Here is a 16,188-nt window from a genome sequence, read left to right as displayed (position 1 = left end):
CATGAGGGTGCCCACATCGTGCCCCAACTTCTAGGCGAGGACTGCTCAGGAGCCGTGGTGCGTGGTGAACTGTCGGGTCTCTGCGGCCGCTCGTTCTCTCTGCCGCCAGGTTCCGGGTGGTTCTCCGTGGTGGCGGCGGAAGGCGGCAGCGAAGGCGAAAGGGGAGCCGTAGCCGACGGCGTCGGCGATCTGGGGCAGGGTGAGATCGTCGGCGCGCAGATGGTCGCGGGCGATCGTCATGCGCCATTCGGTCAGGTACTGCACGGGCGCCTGGCCGAGCGCCTCTCTGAACACCCGCGCGAACGCGGCCCGCGACAGGCCGCTGATCGCGGCGAGTTCGGGGACCGTCCACGGGTGGGCGGCGTTCTCGTGGATGGCTTGCAGTGCGGGGCGCAGCCGCGGGTCCGCGGCGGCCCGGTACCACCGGGGTGCGGTCGTGCTGCGGCGGAAGTCGCTGCGGATGGCCAGGACGAGGAGCAGGTCCAGGAGGCGGTCCAGGACGATCTGCTGGGCGAGTTCGTTGCGGACCAGTTCGCGGGAGAGCAGCGTGATCACGTCCCGCAGCGGGTCGTCGTCGGCCGCCGAGAGCGTCATGACCGGGGGCAGGGCGTCGAGCAGTCCGCCACCGACGTCACCGGAGAACTGGTAGGCGCCGCACAGGAACACGGTGGCCTGCGGGTTGTCCCCGGGGCGCGTCTGGGCGTGCCGTGCGCGGAACTCCTCCGGCTCCAGGCATTCGGCGCCAGGTTCATGCCCGATGTAGTGGTCCGGTCCGCCGCGCACCAGGGTGACGGTTCCCGGTATGAGTTCCACGGTGCTGTCGGGAATGTCCAGCCAGAGGTAGCCGCGCCCGCGAACGACCGTGTGCACCGACAGCTGGATCGAACCGCCCAGCCGCAGTCCCCACGGCGGTTCGGCGACCGTCCGCGCGAACACCGCGCCGGTGGCGCGCGCCCGCACCAGGTGGTCAGTCAGCAGGTCCATGGGATCACCATGACCAGAACGACCATGCAGGGTCAATGCTTGAGAGCATCACGTAAAAGATCGAGCGAATCACGCATGGATTATCTCATTCGGTGCTTCCAGCATGGAGTTATGAACAACGACGCACCTATCGCACTCATCCTGGGCGGCACCGGCCGGTCCGGCTCGCTGCTGGCCGACGCGCTCGCCCAGCGGGGAATCACCCCCCGCGCCGCGGCCCGCAGCGGAGCGGACGTCCCCTTCGACTGGGACGACCCGGCCACCCACCCGGCCGCCTTGGACGGCGTTGACCGCCTCTATCTGGTGACCCCCACCGCGCGTATCAGCTACGCGAGCCAGGTCGCAGCCTTCCTGGACCTCGCCGAGGCGGCCGGCGTGCGCCACGTCACCTACCTGAGCGTCTACAACGCCGACCAGGCGCCGACGGAGGTCGACATCGCGGCCGTCGAGGCCGATCTGGCGTCCCGGCAGGGCATCACACACTCCATCCTGCGCACGTCGTGGGTGATGCAGAACTTCGCCGACTTCCACCTCCCAATCATCGACGGAGTGCTCATGGTCCCGAGCGGCGGAGGCAGGGAGGCGTTCGTCGACGCTGCCGACATCGCGGCGGTCGCGGCCCACACGCTGGTGGACCCCGAGACTCACGCCGGCGCCGTCTACTCGCTCACCGGCCCGCAGGCCCTCACCTTCCAGGAGGTCGCGGACATCATCGCCGCCGTGAGCGGCCGCCCCGTCGCCTACCACGACCTCGACCAGGAGATGTGGATCAACGGCGCGCTCGCCGCGGGCGTCCCCGCCGACTACGCGGTGATGATGCGCTGGCTCACCGGCGCCATCATCGTCGGCAGGGGTGCCACGCCTACCGGTGACGTCGAGAAGGTCACCGGTAGGCCGGCCACCACCTTCCGCGAGTTCGCTGAGCGCAACGCCCACGCCTGGACTCCGGAGGCGAAGTGACGAAGACCGTTGACGACGACGCTGCCTTCGGCGCGAACAGCCCTTTCGTCCGCATCATCAAGGAAGGGCTGGACGGCCTGGTCGACGGTGAGGACTACTACGACCTGCTCGCCGAGAACGTGGTCTTCGAGTACGTGATCACCGTGCCGGGCTACCCTCGGCGGGTCGAGGGACGCCAGGGGATCATCGACCTGTACAGCGACTACGGCGACTACATCGCGCTGCACAGCGCGGACGACCTCCGCGTCCACCACGACCCCAAGACCTCGACGGTCGTCCTGGAGTACGAAGTCCACGGCACGTCGGTGGTGACAGGACGGCCCTACGACAACCGCTTCGTCTCCATCGTGACCGTCGAGGACCGCAAGGTGTCGCACTGGCGCGACTACCTGGACCCCATCGCCATATTCGACGCACAGGGATGGCCGCAAGACCGTCGTTCGTAACCAGTCGGCGGCCTTCGCGCGCCCGCGTCAGCTGTGAGGAGACGCGGGGCGTGCAGCTATCTCGGGACACCGAGCCACCCAACCGCGCACATCACCGCTGAACGGACCAGCGATCTTCAGCGATGTGAGGCTGCCGGCCAAGCTGGGGCCCGGCTGGGGCGCCATGTCACCAGCCGGCGATCCGCCGCAGTTGCGCCTTGACGATCTTGCCGCTGGGATTGACCGGCATCCGGCTCGGTTCCACGAACAGGAACTGCTTGGGCACCTTGTAGCCCGCCAGTTGCGTGCGCAGGAAGTCCTGGAGTTCCTGCTGCGTCACTGCCATGCCAGGACGGATGGCGACAACAGCACGGACTTCCTCGTCCCATTCCTCACTGGGGACGCCCAGCACACCGGCCTCCATGACGGCGGGGTGGGTGTAGAGGAGCTGCTCGATCTCGGCGGCGTAGACGTTCTCCCCGCCACTCTTGATCATGTCCTTGGCGCGGTCCTTGAAGAAGAGGTACCCCTGCTCGTCCCGGATGGCCAGGTCTCCGGTGTGCAGCCAACCGTTGCGCAGGGAGTCGGCGGTCTCCTTGGGACGGTTGTAGTAGCCGAGCATCACGGCCGGGCCACGCACGCAGATCTCGCCGATCTGCCCGGGAGCCGCTTCCGTGCCGTCGAAGTCCTCGATCCGTACCTCGGTGAAGGTGTATTCCTGGCCGATCGTGCCGTCGAGCTCCGGACGCATCACGTCCTCGGGGAGGGCCCGGGAGACCATCGCGCCCGCTTCCGTGAGGCCGAAGCGGAAGAACTGGCGGATGTGCGGCGCCGCTTCATGGACAGCCAGTTTGTCCGGCATCCGGAGCAGGCCGCCGCCGCTGTGCATTTGGCGGAAGTGGTGCTGGAAACCCGGGGTCTCCAGGGCACCCGCCTTGGTCAGCCGTCGGATCATGTTCGGGATGATGAAACTGGTGGTGACCCGTTCCCGTTCGACCATGTCCGCGACCAGGCCCTCGTCGAACTTGCGGACGATCACGTTGGTGCCGCCGGTGACATAGTGCGGCATGAACACGCACAGCAGGGCGGCGGAGTGGAAGAGCGGCGTCAGGTTGAGCCCGACGTTCTCCGGCTCTCGGGCCATGCCGCAGTCGATGATCTCGTTGGCCGAGTTGTAGATCGCCGAGCGGTGCGGGATCACCACCCCCTTGGAGAAGCCGGTGGTGCCGCCCGTGAACAGGATGCACAAGGGGTCGGCGGCGGTGACTCCGGCATCGACCGGGCCGCTGGGGCGTAGCAGGGATTCGTACGTCGAACCCTGCCGGTAAACCTGGATCTCCTTGTCGAGGGTGCCGGTGGCGGCGGCCTCCTCGTAGGCGTCGCCGAACTCCTTCTCGACCAGCACCGCTTTGGCGTCGGTGGAAGCTATGCCGTGCACCAGCTCGGCCGTGGACCAGCGCCAGTTGTACATCACCGCGACACCACCAGCGGCGGCGACGCCGAGGAACGCCTCGACGATGAAGATGCCGTTGCCGGCCAGGATCCCGACGTGATCACCCTTGCGCACGCCGGCCTCGCGCAGTCCCCGGGCCAAGGCCCAGACCCGGTCGGCCAGCTGGGCGTGAGTGAGCCGGCCTCGCTCGTCGACGACCGCGTCGCGGGACGGGTGACGGCGCGCGTTGAGCCGCACCAGGTCGACCACGGTGATATCGGTCAGCATGGGGTGATCATCCTCCATTGGCGTGCCGCGAGCGCGTTTCGGGGCGGTCGCGCCGCCGTGGCGTCCCGAGCTGGGCGACCGCTTCGCCTAGACTGACGAGCGTTCGTTCATAACTATTAGCGCGTTCCCGCACCCAGTCGTCAAGAGAAGCAAATCAACAGGTTACGACCCGTTGACAGCCCATCGCGCGACTTCCAATACTGACGAACGAACGATCGCACGTTTAAGAAATCACCAACAGGAGAAGCCATGGACGAGCAAAGCGGCGGGGCCGCGCCCGCCTGGGCCCGGCTGCAGGGGCACGTCAGCCTCGGGCAGGGGAAGCGAGGCGAGGTCTCCGCCCAGGAAGCGGCCGACCGCTTCGCCATCCTGGACACCATTGGCCGCTATGCCTGGTCCTACGACGAGCGGGACCTCGATGCCCTCGCCGGGGTCTTCACCGAGGACGCCGTATGGGTCGGCGATGTGATGGGCTCTGTGCCCATCGGCCCGATCTCCGGCCGCGATGACATCGTGGAGTGGCTCCACGGCCACATGAAGAGCCAGACCACCCAACGCCGACACTGCACGATGAACCCGGTCGTCACCTCCTGGGACGGAGCGACGGCCCAGGTGCAGACGTATCTGCTGCTCTTCTCCGCTCCGAGCGGCACGACGGAGCTCGTGACCACCGGCTTCTACCGCTTCGACCTCGTGAAGCAGCCCACCGGCGAGTGGCTGATCAGCCACCTCTTCGGCGGCTTCGACGCCCCGTTCTAGCGGAAGGCCACGCCATGGAAATCGGCATACTGATCACTCCCGGCGAGGAGAACGGCCTCCAGGTGGGCGACCGCCGCAAGGGAGGCCTCGCCGACCTGCCGGAGACGCACAAGGATCTGCTGGCGGGCCCCGTCACCGCCGTCATGTCCACCGTCAACCGCGACGGCTCCGTTCAGCTCAGCCCGGTCTGGGTGCTCGACGACGGCGAGCACCTGCTCGTGAACTCCGTGCGGGGGCGTCAGAAGGACCGCAACGTACGGGCCAGGTCACAGGTCAGCCTGTGCTTCCTGAATCCGGCGAACGCCTACCACTGGCTCAGCGTCCGGGGCGAGGTCGTCGACATCATCGACGAGGACGATCCCGAGCGGGGCCGACTGGCGACCGAGACGATCGACCGTGGCGCCAAGCTCTACATGGGCGTCGACGAGTACCCCGTCCGCGATCCGCGCGGCGAGGTGCGCAGCCTGTACTACGTGCGGCCCGACAAGGTGATCGCCATGGGGCAGCCCTGAGCCGTCGCGGCGCGGCAGGAAAGGACTCCCGTATGTCAGTGAAGATCGTGGCGCTGATCAAGGCGCTGCCGGATCTGTCACGAGAGGAGTTCCTCCGCCACTGGCAGGAGGAACATCCCGCCGTGGTCTGGCAGTTGCCGGGACTGCGTGCCTACCGACAGAGCCCGGCCGTCGAGCACCGCAGGGCCTGGCCCTTCGACGGCATGGCCGAGCTCTGGTTCGACTCGCTCGACGACCTGAGGGCGGCCTTCGACTCTCCGCAGGCGCAGCCCGTCCACGAGCACGAGAAGCACTTCCTCAGCAGCGTCGACTGGTTCGTCGCGACGGAAGCAGACAAGCAGAAACCCCAGGGCTAGGAACTCATCCGCGCATGGAACGCTTCAAGGACAAGGTCGTCTTCATCACCGGCGTGGCCCGAGGCCAGGGCCGGCAGCATGCCGTTCGTTTCGCACGCGAGGGCGCGCACGTCATCGGCCTGGACATCGCCGACACCATCCCGACCGTGCACTATCCCTCCGCCGCCAAGTCCGACCTCGACGAGACGGTTCGGCTCATCAAGGAGGCCGGCGGGCAGAGCGTCATCCACCAGGGCGACGTCCGCAACCAGGACGCGGTCACGGCGGTCGTCCAGGCCGGCATGGAGCGGTTCGGACGGATCGACGTCGTCCTGCCGACCGCGGGCATCACCTCGCTGGGCCGGCTGTGGGAACTCGACGACGCGCAGTGGGACGAGCTGATCGGCATCAATCTCACGGGGGTGTGGCGCACGCTGCGGGCCACGATCCCGCACATGATCGAGGGCGGCAACGGCGGTTCGATCGTGCTGACCGGGTCCATCGCCGGACTCATCGGCATGCCGGGTCTGGCCCACTACGCGGCGTCCAAGCACGGCGTCAACGGACTCATGCGTTCACTGGCCAACGAGCTCGCGCCGCACGGCATCCGGGTCAACAGCGTCAATCCGACGAACGTGGCCACCCCGATGATCCTCAACGACGTCACCTACCAGCACTTCCGTCCGGACGTGCCGGGCGCGACGCAGGAGGACGCCATCGCGGCCTTCTCCTCGTACAACCTCCTGCGGACGCCTTGGATCGAGCCCGACGACGTATCGAACGCCGTGCTCTGGCTCAGCTCCGACGAGGCCCGGTACCTGACCGGTGTCGCCCTCCCCGTGGACACCGGCACCACCGTGAAGTGGCCCGGGCGCTGACCCTGCCCCCCTTCAGCATCACTCCTCCCCCGAAAGGCCCACATCATGGCAATGCTTTCCGGCAAGGTCGCTCTCATCACGGGAGGCGGTCGCGGTCAAGGACGCACCCACGCCGTCACTCTGGCGCGAGAGGGCGCCAAGGTCGCCATCTGCGACATCGACACGCAGTACGCGTCGATCGAGTACGACATGACCGCGGAACGCGACCTGGAGAAGACCGTGGCGCTGGTCGAGGAGGTCGGTGGCGAATGTCTCGCCGTCACCGCCGACGTACGCGACCCGGGGCAGGTGGACAGCTTCGTCTCCGCCGCGCTCGACAGGTTCGGACGGCTCGACATCCTGAGTGCCAACGCCGGCGTCTGGTCCCCGGCTCTGATCACGGAGACGACCGACGAGCTGTGGGCCGACACCCTCGACACCAACCTCAAGGGCGTCTTCCACGCGATACGAGCAGCCGCACCGCACATGATCGAGCAGCGCAGCGGCAAGATCGTGGCGACGTCGTCGATGTGCGGCCGCCGCGGCACACCGCACCTCGGCGCGTACGTCGCGAGCAAGTGGGGTGTCATCGGCCTGGTCAAGACCGCCGCCATGGAGCTGGGTCAGTTCGGCATCAACGTCAACGCCATCTGCCCGTCGTACATCGACACACCGATGATCAACTACGACGGCTACAACCGGATGTTCCGGCCCGATCTCGAGAACCCGACCCGGGAGACCTCCGACGAGATCGTGCGCCAGCAGCACGTACTGCCCGTCGGTTCCTTCCCCGCACAGCACGTCTCCGACGCTCTGCTCTACCTGGTCTCCGACGGTGCCGCGATGATCACCGGCACGGCGCTCGACGTCACTGCCGGGATGAGCACGCAGTGGGGTGCGTGACGGGCTGAAGCCACCCGGTGTCCCAGGGACGTGGCGGCCGCAACGGACATGGGCCCCACGTCCCTGAGGCATGACCCCACACCCTCGAAGGCCCGTGAGTCATGACCCTGGCCGACCGCTCCGGACACCGCGATAGCATCCGACAACGGCGCGCCCATCGGACACTGCCCTCGCGTCGGCCGAGCAAGACGGGCAGTCTCAGGGATGAGCGGGTGTGCGACCACTTCAGAACAAGACGCGCGGTGGCCCGGCGGCGCCCAAAGCGGGCCGCCCGCCGGTCAGTTCGCGGAGTTCTCTGGAGAGGCTCGGCTTCGAGCTCTTCGCCCGTCAGGGATTCGACGGCACCACCGTCGACGACATCGCCGCCGCCGCGAGCATAGGCCGCCGTACGTTCTTCCGGTACTTCGCCTCCAAGAACGACCTTGTCTGGGGCGACTTCGAAGCACAGCTCGTCAGGCTGGAGGAGCTGCTGAGCGCGGCTGATCCCGCCACCTCGATGATGGACGCGCTGCGGCATGCCGTGGTCGAGTTCAACCGGTTCGACCCGGCCGACGTGCCCTGGCACCGGCAGCGCATGGAACTCATTCTCCGGGTGCCCACCCTGCAGGCCGACTCGACTCTGCGCTACGCGTCATGGCGGGACGTCGTCACCCGGTTCGCGGCCACGCGCACGGGCCTGGCACCCTCCGACATGCAGCCTCGCCTCATCGGCCACGCCGTGCTCGCGTCCTGCATCGCCGCTTACGAACACTGGCTGACAGCGGCGGACGCGGACCTCGGTCAGCTGCTGGACTCCGCCATGCGGGAGCTCGCAGCCGGCTTCGGCCGTTACTGACCGCGCCGGTTCCTGACGATGCGCGGGCGAAGTGCCTTGGTGGACCGGCCCTTGGCCACGGAGAGCCAGACGCCGACACCGTAGGCCAGATCGTCGAGGCGGCGGGCGATGCCATAGCGAACCGGGTCAAGGTGCGCTCGGTCCCGACGGTATTCGAGGGCTGTGTCCGTCAGCGCGGCGACCGCGGCGGCCCTGCGGACCCTCCCTGACACCGTGCAGCCCAGTGCCGTCAGCGGCCACCAGTGTCGGTTCAGCAGAGCGGAGGTTTGGGTCAGCGCGCTGACAGCTCCGTTGGCCGTCAGGCGCAGGGCCAGCCGATACGGGTGCTCGGTGCGGTCCAGCTTTCGGGCGATGCGCAGTGCGGCCACTCCGAAGACCGCGCCGGCGACAGGCACCGACCAGCGCCGCTGGGCGAGTACGGCGACCACGAGGGCGATACTCCACGGGGCGAACACCGCGGGGGCGATGTACTCGGGGTGCCGCCGGGCGAGCGGGGCGGCCCCGGTGCCATAGACCGCTTTGCGCAGGAACCAGTCGTCGAGCCGCACACGATGTTCGTGAGCCGCCTCGACGGTCGGCTCGTAACGCACGCGCCAGCCGCTCTCGATCAGCCGCCAGCACAGGTCGACATCCTCCCCCACGCGCATGGCCTCGTCGAAACCTTGCCCCAGGGCGTCGACACGCGCCACGACGCACGCCGTGCTCGCCCAGGAGACCGGGGTGCCGGGGCGTACCGCGGCCGGATGGCGCCCGAGGTCGAGCGACGAGCGGACCTCCTCGTAGCGGCCGATCCAGTTCGGGGAGGCGTCGCCCCGCAGGCCCGAGATGCGCGGTACGGCCATGCCGACCCTGGGGTCGGCGAAGTGTCTGAGCACGGTCGCCACCGTGGCGGGGGTCAGGACGATGTCGGAGTCGGCGAAGACGACGTACGGAGTGGTGACCTGTCGCAGTCCCGCGTTGCGTGCCCCGGCCGGCCCGAGGTTGGCGGGCAGGGGGATCAGGTGAGCGCCGTGCTTGGCCGCGACGTCGGCCACGTCCTCGGGATGGAGTGAGGCGTCGTCGACGACGATCACGGGGTGGTCCGTCCCGACGGTGGTGAGCAGTCGATCGAGTTGGCGTGCGCGGTCACGGACCGGCACGACGACCGTGTACCGGGGGTCGGCGCAGAGCGGCAATGACTCGACGACCGGGTTGGCCAGTCCGCATTCGAGCAGCCGTTCCGCCAGGACGGCGCTCGCTCTGTCGGACACCTGCAGGGTCCGGCCCGTCAGCAGATGCCGCGCCTTGGGTGCCAGGCGGAGCAGGCGGGTGGGAAACCCACCGAGGAGGGCGCGGCCCTCGTCGAGGACCCGGGTGTGCCGGTCGAGGGTGACCACGAATCCGTGAGGGAGTGTCATCAGCGTGTGCTCCCTGTTCCAGCGGTGGAGGCGCCGGCGGGTGACTCTTCGGGATCGACCAGACGTCCGCGGCCGTCGATGACGCCCAAGGTGATCTGGCGGACCGTGCGCGCGACCATCAGGTCCATCAGCCCGCGGCCCTCCTCGGCCGAGGCGCCGGTCGGGTCGCCGAGCACGCCGGAGGGAGAGACCGCGCGGACTCCGCCTGCGATCAGGTCCGGCATGAGGGCGCCGATCGGCCGAGTGTCTCCGGCGACGGCCGCGTCCAAGCGCACGTCCTGCGGGGCCAGATGCAGCATCAGCGAGGTCTCTGTGCGGCCGGCGTGCGCGTCACCGCCGGGCACATGGCAACCGGCCCATGTCACCTCGTGGCCCTCCTCCCGCATCTGCGGGACGGCGGTGGCGAGGCTCGCCGCATTGCCACCATGGCCGTTGACGAAGACGACGGACCCGGCCCACAGGGACAGAGAGCGCACCAGCTCGACGAGCACCGAGCACAGGGCCTCGTGCCCGATCGAGACGGTTCCGGGGAAGTGTGCGTGCTCGCCGCTGGCACCGTAGAGCACGGGCGGTGCCACCAGCACAGGGCCGGGCAGGGCGCTGGCCGCTCGCACAGTGACGGCGCGGGCGATCACGCTGTCGGTGTCGAGCGGCAGATGCGGTCCGTGCTGTTCCGTCGAGCCGACTGGCACCAGAACCAGAGGTGCCGGCGCAATGGCCGGCCAGACAGCGCGTGCCAGGTCACCGGCTGCCGGCGGCTGTGCGTTGTGGTTGGACATGGTCAGGCAGGGCCGGAACCGGCGCCCAGTGCCACCGCGAAGCCCGGCGGGATGGCCAGATCGTCGCGCGAGAGTTCGTGGACGGAGGCACGGCCCAGACCGAGAACGGCAGAGTCGAGGCCACCCCGCAGGATGTCCAGGACGTTCTCGACGCCCGCCTGGCCGTTCGCGGCCAGACCCCACAGATAGGCCCGCCCGATCAGGACCGCCCGCGCGCCGAGGGCCAGGGCCTTCGCGACGTCGCCGCCGCGCCGGACGCCACCGTCGAGGAGCACTTCGACCTCGTCGCCGACGGCTTCCGCGACCGAGGGAAGGATCCTGATACTGGCCGGCGTCGTGTCCAGGTTGTTCCCGCCGTGGTTGGACACCGACAGGGCGGTGACACCGGCGTCGACGGCCCGCTTGGCGTCGTCCACGCGGCTCACGCCCTTGAGCAGGAAGGGCCCGCCCCACTCCTCACGCAGCCACTTGACGTCGTCCCAGGTCGGCGGGGTGGTCTGCATCCACTCGTAGTAGGCCCCGAAGAAGGTGGGGGCCGAGCCGCCGGGCGGCCGCAGGTTGGGTGCCGTGAGGTCCGGGATCCGGCCCGACCTCGCGAACTTCCACAACCAGCCGGGCCTGGTGACGACGTTCGGGGCGAACCGCGCCATGGCCTTGAGGTCGACCTTCTCGGGGATGGCCGGGCTGCCCCAGTCCCGTCCGTTGGAGAAGGACCAGTCCAGGGTGACGATGAGTCCCTTGGCGCCAGCCGCCCGGGCCCGGTCCATGCGCTGCACCATGATGTCGCGGGTGCCGCTCCAGTACAGCTGGAAGAAGGTGTCGGGGTTGGCCTCAGCGACCTCTTCGACCGGTTTGCCGGCGAATGAGCTCAGGCCCATGATGACGCCCTTGGCGGCGGCTGCGCGGGCTACGGCCACCTCACCGTCGGGGTGCACCGCCTGTACTCCGGTCGGGGATATGACGACCGGCAGCGCCGTCTGTACACCCATCACGGTCGTCGACAGGTCGCGCTCCGCGTGGTGCCCGACCACACGGGGAGCGAAGCCGAGTTCCGCGAAGGCACCGGTGTTGTCGTCGATGGTGCGACCGCGCTCGGAGCCGGCGACCAAGGCACCGTAGACGGTGCTCGGGAGTTGCTTCTTGGCTCGGCGCTGGGCCTCGGCAACCGTCTCGAACCAGGGATTTCTGCCCATGTTTCCTGTCTTCTCTCTTGAGGGTCTAGGTGAAGCTCAGTCCCGCCAGCGGATGCTCCGCGCAGGCGCTCACCGGGGGCCGTTCCAGGTCCTCGCGGCGATGGACGAGCGTCACGTCCACCGGCCTCGGACGCGCTGCCGGGGAAGTGCGGTGGGAGTGGTCCACCGCGGGCTTGGGCAGGTGAGCCTTGTCCCGCGGGCGCTTGGCGAGCAGTTCCTCGCCGTGCCCTCGTACGCACTCGGGATCTGGGCCGTCCAGCGGCAGCCCGGTGAAGAACTTCGCGGCCATGCACCCGCCCTTACACGTCTCGTAGAAGGCGCAGGAGGCGCAGGCTCCCCCGTTCTGCGGAGCGCGCAGGCGTATGAAGAGCTCCGAGGAACGCCACACCCCCGCGAAGCCCCCCGGCTCACGGACGTTGCCGGCGAGGAATTCCTCGTGGATGGCGAACGGACAGGCGTACACGTCACCGACCGGGTCGATGAGGCAGACGACACGTCCGGCTCCGCACAGGTTGAGTCCAGGCAGGGCCTCGCCGTACGCGGACAGGTGGAAGAACGAGTCCCCGGTGAGCACGCTTTCCCCGTGCGACACAAGCCAGTCGTACAGCTCACGCTGCTGGGCGGGGAGCGGGTGCAGGTCGTCCCAGACGTCGGCGCCGCGTCCGGAAGGCCGCAGCCGGGTCAGCCGCAGCTGCGCGCCATAGCGGTCGGCGAGCGCCTTGAACTCGTCCAGCTGTGGGATGTTGTGCCGGGTGCACACGACGGAGAGCTTGAAGTTCTTCATCCCGGCTGTGGCGAGGTTCTCCATGGCCTTGAGGGCCGTGGCATACGAACCGGTCCCGCGTACGGCGTCGTTGACGTCGGCGGTCGCACCGTCGAGTGAGATCTGGATGTCGACGTAGTCGTTGCGGGCCAGGCGCTCGGCGACCTCCGGAGTGATCCGGACGCCGTTGGTGGAGAACTTCACGCCCACGTGATGGGCCGTGGCGTAGTCCAACAGCTCCCAGAAGTCGGCACGCACCGTGGGCTCGCCGCCACCGATGTTGACGTAGAAGACCTGCATGGCCTCCAGCTCGTCGATGACGGCCTTGGCCTCCTCGGTGGTCAGTTCACGCGGGTCGCGTCGGCCCGAGCTGGACAGGCAGTGACTGCAGGAGAGATTGCAGGCGTAGGTCAGTTCCCAGGTGAGGCAGATGGGAGCGTCCAGGCCGTGCTCGAAGAGGTCGACCAGCCGTGCGGTGCCGGGGACTTGTGTTGCCGTTGTCATGAGGTCCTCCCGACGACCATCGACGAGTGGGCGAGAGCGGCCAGGGCCCTGCCGTAACGCGGCAGTTCGGTCTCGCCGATGCCTGCGGTCAGGCAGGCGGCCCGGGCTGTGGGAGCGTCCGCGAGGGACTGGACGACTGTCAGCAGTCGCCGGTCCTTCAGGAACGACAGCTTGCGCGTGCCGAAGTGGTAGAGCAGCGCGCCGAACGGTTCGGGCCGCACCGAGACCTGCGGATGCAGGTCCCAGGCGCGGTCGAGGTCCATCGTGGTCATGGCGGGGCGGTCTAGTAGACGCCGCACATGCCGTCGATCGAGACCTCTTCGATCAGGTCGTCGGCCTCGATCAGCTGCTCGGGGGCCATGGCCTCTTCGGCACGGGCCTCGACGGTCTGGGTGGGGTGATTCTCGGTCATGGGACCTCCTCGATGACATCCCGCGACTTCACTGTCGCGGGCGCGGGACCCCCCGTTACTCTGTCCAGAGAGTAATGGCACCAAGTGCCAAAATGAAAGGGGCTGGTGGCCATGGAGATTGCGGCCCGTCGCTGGGATGTGATCGTGGTGGGGGCCGGGGCTGCCGGAGCCGCTCTCGCGGCACGCCTCAGCGAAGACCCCGACCGCAGCGTGCTGCTGCTCGAAGCCGGACCATGCCCCGTCCAACAGGCCGACTTCGGGCCCGACTTGCTCGACGCCCGGCTCGTCCCGGGCGCACAGCCCGGCCATCCCGCGGTGCTGCCCTACGCCGTGCATCTCGCACCCGACCGCCCGTACACGGCTCCCCGAGGACGCGTCCTCGGCGGCTCCACCGCTGTCAACGGCGGCTACTTCATCCGCGCTCGGCGCGAGGACTTCGACCGGTGGTCGGCCGCGGGAGGCGCCTCGTGGTCGTATGACAGGCTGCTCCCGCTGATGCGACGGCTGGAGAACGATCTCGACCACGGTGCCGACGATCTGCACGGCGGCACCGGGCCCGTGCGGATCCGGCGCACGGGTCTGCTGCACCCGGCCGCCGTGGCGTTCCAGAACGCGGCACGTGAACTCGGCTTCTCCGAAGAGGCCGACAAGAACGCCCAGGGCGCGCCTGGGTTCGGCCCGGTGCCGTCCAACTCGGTCGACGGGGTGCGGGTCAACACCGGCATCAGCTACCTGCTCAGCGCGCTCGACCGGCTCAACCTCACTGTGGAGGGCGACTGTCCGGTCCGCCGGATCGTCCTCGACCGGGGTCGCGCCACCGGTGTCGTCGTCGAGCGCGACGGACAGCGCATCACGCTCGACGCCGGTGAAGTCGCGCTCTGTGCCGGCGCGTTCGCCTCGCCTCATCTGCTGCACCTCTCCGGTATCGGACCGTGCGCCGAACTCGAACGTGTCGGCCTTCCCGTCGTCGTCGACCTCCCCGCCGTCGGTGCCCGCCTCAGCGACCACCCACAGGTGGCCCTGGAGTGGCTCCCCCGGCAGCCGCTGGAGGCGCCCGTCGGCTCGTGGCTGGGTGGCGTTCTGCACCTGCCGTCGTCCGACGGTGTGAACGCCTCCGGCGACCTGGAGGTCCTTCAATCGCTCGTCCCTCTCGCCGGGTTGGCGGGCGGGCAACCCGCCGTTGCCCGCGCGCCTTTGGCGTTCCTCGTGTCCGACCTGTCACCGCGATCGAGTGGCCGACTGGTCACGCGCTCCGCGGATCCTGCGGTGCTGCCCCGGATCGACTACGGCTATCTGGGGACCACCGACGACAGGCGTCGGCTGCGCGAGGTGATCCGCACGACCGCCGCTCTGGTGGCGAGCGACTCCTTCGCCGAGATCGCCCTCAGCCTGCTCGGGCCCGAACCCCAAGTGTTGGATGACGACGATGCGTTGGACAGGTGGGCGGCGACCCACCTCGGCACATCCCAACACACGTGCGGCACAGTGCCCTTGGGGTCGGCCGTCGACCACTACGGCAGGGTCCATGGACTCACCGGACTACGCGTGGCGGACACGTCCATCCTGCCCACGGCCCCGCTACGCGGCCCGGCCGCGACCGCCGTCCTCATCGGCGAGCTCGTGGCGCACGCCATGCGCAACGATCTGCCCTGAGGGGCCCTCGCATCCGGCATCAGACCTCATAACACGTCGTTCACGAGCACTCCAACCCTCGGCAGCTCGATCTCGCAGATGTCGCCGGATTCCACGGCGGCCACGTCGGGCGCCAACACGGCGACCACATCGCCCGGTTCCAGCGTGGTCCAGGAGGAGCAGTGGGCGAGAAGCTCCCACAGACGCTCCACCAGGGGCTGGACGGAGTACCGCCCTACCGTCCGGCCGTTGACACGGGCCGAGAACTCCGCACCGACCGCCCCCAGGAACTCGTCCGGAGTCAAAAGCCACGGGCCGAACGCGGCGCCGCCGCTCAGCCCTCCGGTGGCCCAGTCGGCGAAGCAGGTGTAGCCGGCGACCATCTCGTGGGCATGGCTGGGTGGAACCCGTCGGCTGCACGAGCCGATCACGGCAGCGATGCCCGCCCTCCAACTCACCGCCGCTTCCCGCTGAACGGTGAAGGAGCCGCCGGGTGCCACGAGGGTGTCCGCGAACCGGGTCCACACGGCGTCCGGGTCGTCATTCCCTGCCTTCCAGGCCCCGCCGTCCACGCAGACGATCTTGGCAGGAAGGGGTACCGGTGGCAGCAGATCCAGGGCCGCCACGGAGACGTCCGGGTCGAGCCCCAGGGCGTTCATGGCGATACCCATCAGCCCGTCGTCGCGGAGGGCTTGGACAAGGGTGGGGGTCTCCAGAGCCGGCCGGGCGCCGAGATCCAGGACTTCGGCGTCTTCCAGCAAGCCCCACGAGACTCGTCCGGCGTGCGTGAAGGAAAGGAGCTTCACCTCGTCTACTCCAGCGTCGTACCGGCCGCCGGACCCTCGAGGAAGCGGTTCGGCTTGAGGAAGAAGCACAGGACGAGGGCGCCGTTGGGCGCGGTGGCCCGGTGCTGGTTGCCCTTGGGGCGCCACGAGAAGTTGCCGACGGTGGTCTCGCCCTCGGCGTCGACGATGCTGCCCTCCAGCACCCAGGTCTGCTCGATCTCGACGTGCTCGTGCAGCGGGAGCACCGCGCCCGGTTCCCAGCGGAAGAGCGCGGTCAGCAGGCCTGTCTCCTCCTCGCGCAGCAGAACCTTCATGTCGATGCCGGGGAAACCGGTGGGCTTCCAGGGCAGTTTCTCGACGTCGACGTAGCGGGACGCGAGGGGCGGCAGCGCGTTCAGGTCGTTGGCCAGGGGGGTGATGGCGGGCATGGTTC

General features: G+C 68.8%; 19 protein-coding genes. 9 read left to right on the top strand and 10 right to left on the bottom strand.

Annotated elements, in window-relative coordinates:
- Positions 1–45: 45 nt before the first annotated feature.
- The gene (locus ABZ887_RS00785; protein ID WP_361281373.1) at positions 46–984 is read right to left on the bottom strand and encodes an AraC family transcriptional regulator; all 939 of its coding nucleotides are present in this window, start codon (positions 982–984) and stop codon (positions 46–48) included.
- A gap of 111 nt (positions 985–1,095) precedes the next feature.
- On the opposite strand from ABZ887_RS00785, the gene ABZ887_RS00780 reads away from it, so the two are divergent.
- Positions 1,096–1,944, top strand: coding sequence for an NmrA family NAD(P)-binding protein (locus tag ABZ887_RS00780; RefSeq protein ID WP_361281371.1), 849 nt, complete (start codon positions 1,096–1,098; stop codon positions 1,942–1,944).
- Positions 1,941–2,390: a nuclear transport factor 2 family protein gene (locus ABZ887_RS00775; protein WP_361281369.1), complete on the top strand. Its 450-nt coding sequence runs from the start codon at positions 1,941–1,943 to the stop codon at positions 2,388–2,390. Before ABZ887_RS00780 ends, ABZ887_RS00775 begins: the two co-directional genes overlap by 4 nt.
- Before the next feature lie 166 nt (positions 2,391–2,556).
- Here the strand turns inward: ABZ887_RS00775 and ABZ887_RS00770 are convergent, their stop codons facing one another.
- Positions 2,557–4,089, bottom strand: a complete 1,533-nt coding sequence (locus ABZ887_RS00770) for an AMP-binding protein (RefSeq protein ID WP_361281367.1) — start codon at positions 4,087–4,089, stop codon at positions 2,557–2,559.
- A 249-nt stretch (positions 4,090–4,338) separates the two neighbouring features.
- On the opposite strand from ABZ887_RS00770, the gene ABZ887_RS00765 reads away from it, so the two are divergent.
- The 6 genes from ABZ887_RS00765 to mftR all read left to right on the top strand — a co-directional run bounded on the left by ABZ887_RS00765 (position 4,339) and on the right by mftR (position 8,290).
- Positions 4,339–4,848, top strand: coding sequence for a nuclear transport factor 2 family protein (locus tag ABZ887_RS00765; RefSeq protein ID WP_361281364.1), 510 nt, complete (start codon positions 4,339–4,341; stop codon positions 4,846–4,848).
- Positions 4,849–4,862: 14 nt separating this feature from the next.
- A complete protein-coding gene (locus ABZ887_RS00760) occupies positions 4,863–5,360 on the top strand; it encodes a PPOX class F420-dependent oxidoreductase (RefSeq protein WP_361281362.1) in 498 nt (165 codons plus the stop codon).
- Positions 5,361–5,392: 32 nt separating this feature from the next.
- On the top strand, positions 5,393–5,716 hold the full coding sequence (locus tag ABZ887_RS00755) for an EthD family reductase (RefSeq protein WP_361281360.1): 324 nt from the start codon (positions 5,393–5,395) through the stop codon (positions 5,714–5,716).
- 14 nt (positions 5,717–5,730) lie between these two features.
- Entirely contained in the window at positions 5,731–6,573 is an 843-nt protein-coding gene (locus ABZ887_RS00750) for a mycofactocin-coupled SDR family oxidoreductase (RefSeq protein WP_361281358.1), read from the top strand.
- Positions 6,574–6,618: 45 nt separating this feature from the next.
- Positions 6,619–7,455, top strand: coding sequence for a mycofactocin-coupled SDR family oxidoreductase (locus ABZ887_RS00745; RefSeq protein ID WP_361281355.1), 837 nt, complete (start codon positions 6,619–6,621; stop codon positions 7,453–7,455).
- 214 nt (positions 7,456–7,669) lie between these two features.
- Complete coding sequence (mftR, locus tag ABZ887_RS00740) at positions 7,670–8,290, top strand: mycofactocin system transcriptional regulator (protein WP_361281353.1); 621 nt, start codon at positions 7,670–7,672, stop codon at positions 8,288–8,290.
- On the opposite strand, the gene mftF is transcribed toward mftR, so the two are convergent.
- From mftF to mftA, 6 genes are read right to left on the bottom strand one after another with little or no spacing between them, the layout of a single operon-like run.
- The gene (gene mftF, locus ABZ887_RS00735) at positions 8,284–9,687 is read right to left on the bottom strand and encodes a mycofactocin biosynthesis glycosyltransferase MftF (RefSeq protein WP_361281351.1); all 1,404 of its coding nucleotides are present in this window, start codon (positions 9,685–9,687) and stop codon (positions 8,284–8,286) included. The genes mftR and mftF overlap by 7 nt on opposite strands.
- Positions 9,687–10,466 (bottom strand): mycofactocin biosynthesis peptidyl-dipeptidase MftE, encoded by a 780-nt coding sequence (mftE, locus tag ABZ887_RS00730; protein ID WP_361281349.1) that lies wholly within the window; start codon positions 10,464–10,466, stop codon positions 9,687–9,689. Before mftE ends, mftF begins: the two co-directional genes overlap by 1 nt.
- Positions 10,467–10,468: 2 nt before the next feature.
- Positions 10,469–11,659 (bottom strand): pre-mycofactocin synthase MftD, encoded by a 1,191-nt coding sequence (mftD, locus tag ABZ887_RS00725; protein ID WP_361281347.1) that lies wholly within the window; start codon positions 11,657–11,659, stop codon positions 10,469–10,471.
- Between the two features lie 25 nt (positions 11,660–11,684).
- Complete coding sequence (mftC, locus tag ABZ887_RS00720; RefSeq protein ID WP_361281344.1) at positions 11,685–12,926, bottom strand: mycofactocin radical SAM maturase; 1,242 nt, start codon at positions 12,924–12,926, stop codon at positions 11,685–11,687.
- Complete coding sequence (gene mftB, locus ABZ887_RS00715) at positions 12,923–13,198, bottom strand: mycofactocin biosynthesis chaperone MftB (RefSeq protein ID WP_361281342.1); 276 nt, start codon at positions 13,196–13,198, stop codon at positions 12,923–12,925. The genes mftC and mftB overlap by 4 nt, the downstream gene beginning before the upstream one ends.
- Positions 13,199–13,209: 11 nt before the next feature.
- On the bottom strand, positions 13,210–13,338 hold the full coding sequence (mftA, locus tag ABZ887_RS00710; protein WP_361281340.1) for a mycofactocin precursor MftA: 129 nt from the start codon (positions 13,336–13,338) through the stop codon (positions 13,210–13,212).
- A gap of 111 nt (positions 13,339–13,449) precedes the next feature.
- On the opposite strand from mftA, the gene mftG reads away from it, so the two are divergent.
- Positions 13,450–14,991 (top strand): mycofactocin system GMC family oxidoreductase MftG, encoded by a 1,542-nt coding sequence (mftG, locus tag ABZ887_RS00705; RefSeq protein ID WP_361282398.1) that lies wholly within the window; start codon positions 13,450–13,452, stop codon positions 14,989–14,991.
- A 26-nt stretch (positions 14,992–15,017) separates the two neighbouring features.
- Here the strand turns inward: mftG and ABZ887_RS00700 are convergent, their stop codons facing one another.
- Positions 15,018–15,731 (bottom strand): fumarylacetoacetate hydrolase family protein, encoded by a 714-nt coding sequence (locus ABZ887_RS00700; protein WP_361281338.1) that lies wholly within the window; start codon positions 15,729–15,731, stop codon positions 15,018–15,020.
- Between the two features lie 50 nt (positions 15,732–15,781).
- Positions 15,782–16,183, bottom strand: a complete 402-nt coding sequence (locus ABZ887_RS00695) for a cupin domain-containing protein (RefSeq protein WP_361281335.1) — start codon at positions 16,181–16,183, stop codon at positions 15,782–15,784.
- Positions 16,184–16,188 lie beyond the last annotated feature (5 nt).

The organism is Streptomyces sp. NPDC047061 (assembly GCF_040643955.1).
Lineage (GTDB): Bacteria > Actinomycetota > Actinomycetes > Streptomycetales > Streptomycetaceae > Streptomyces.
The sequence above is the reverse complement of the archived record's forward strand: the minus strand, read 5'-3'. Positions and strand labels throughout refer to the sequence as shown.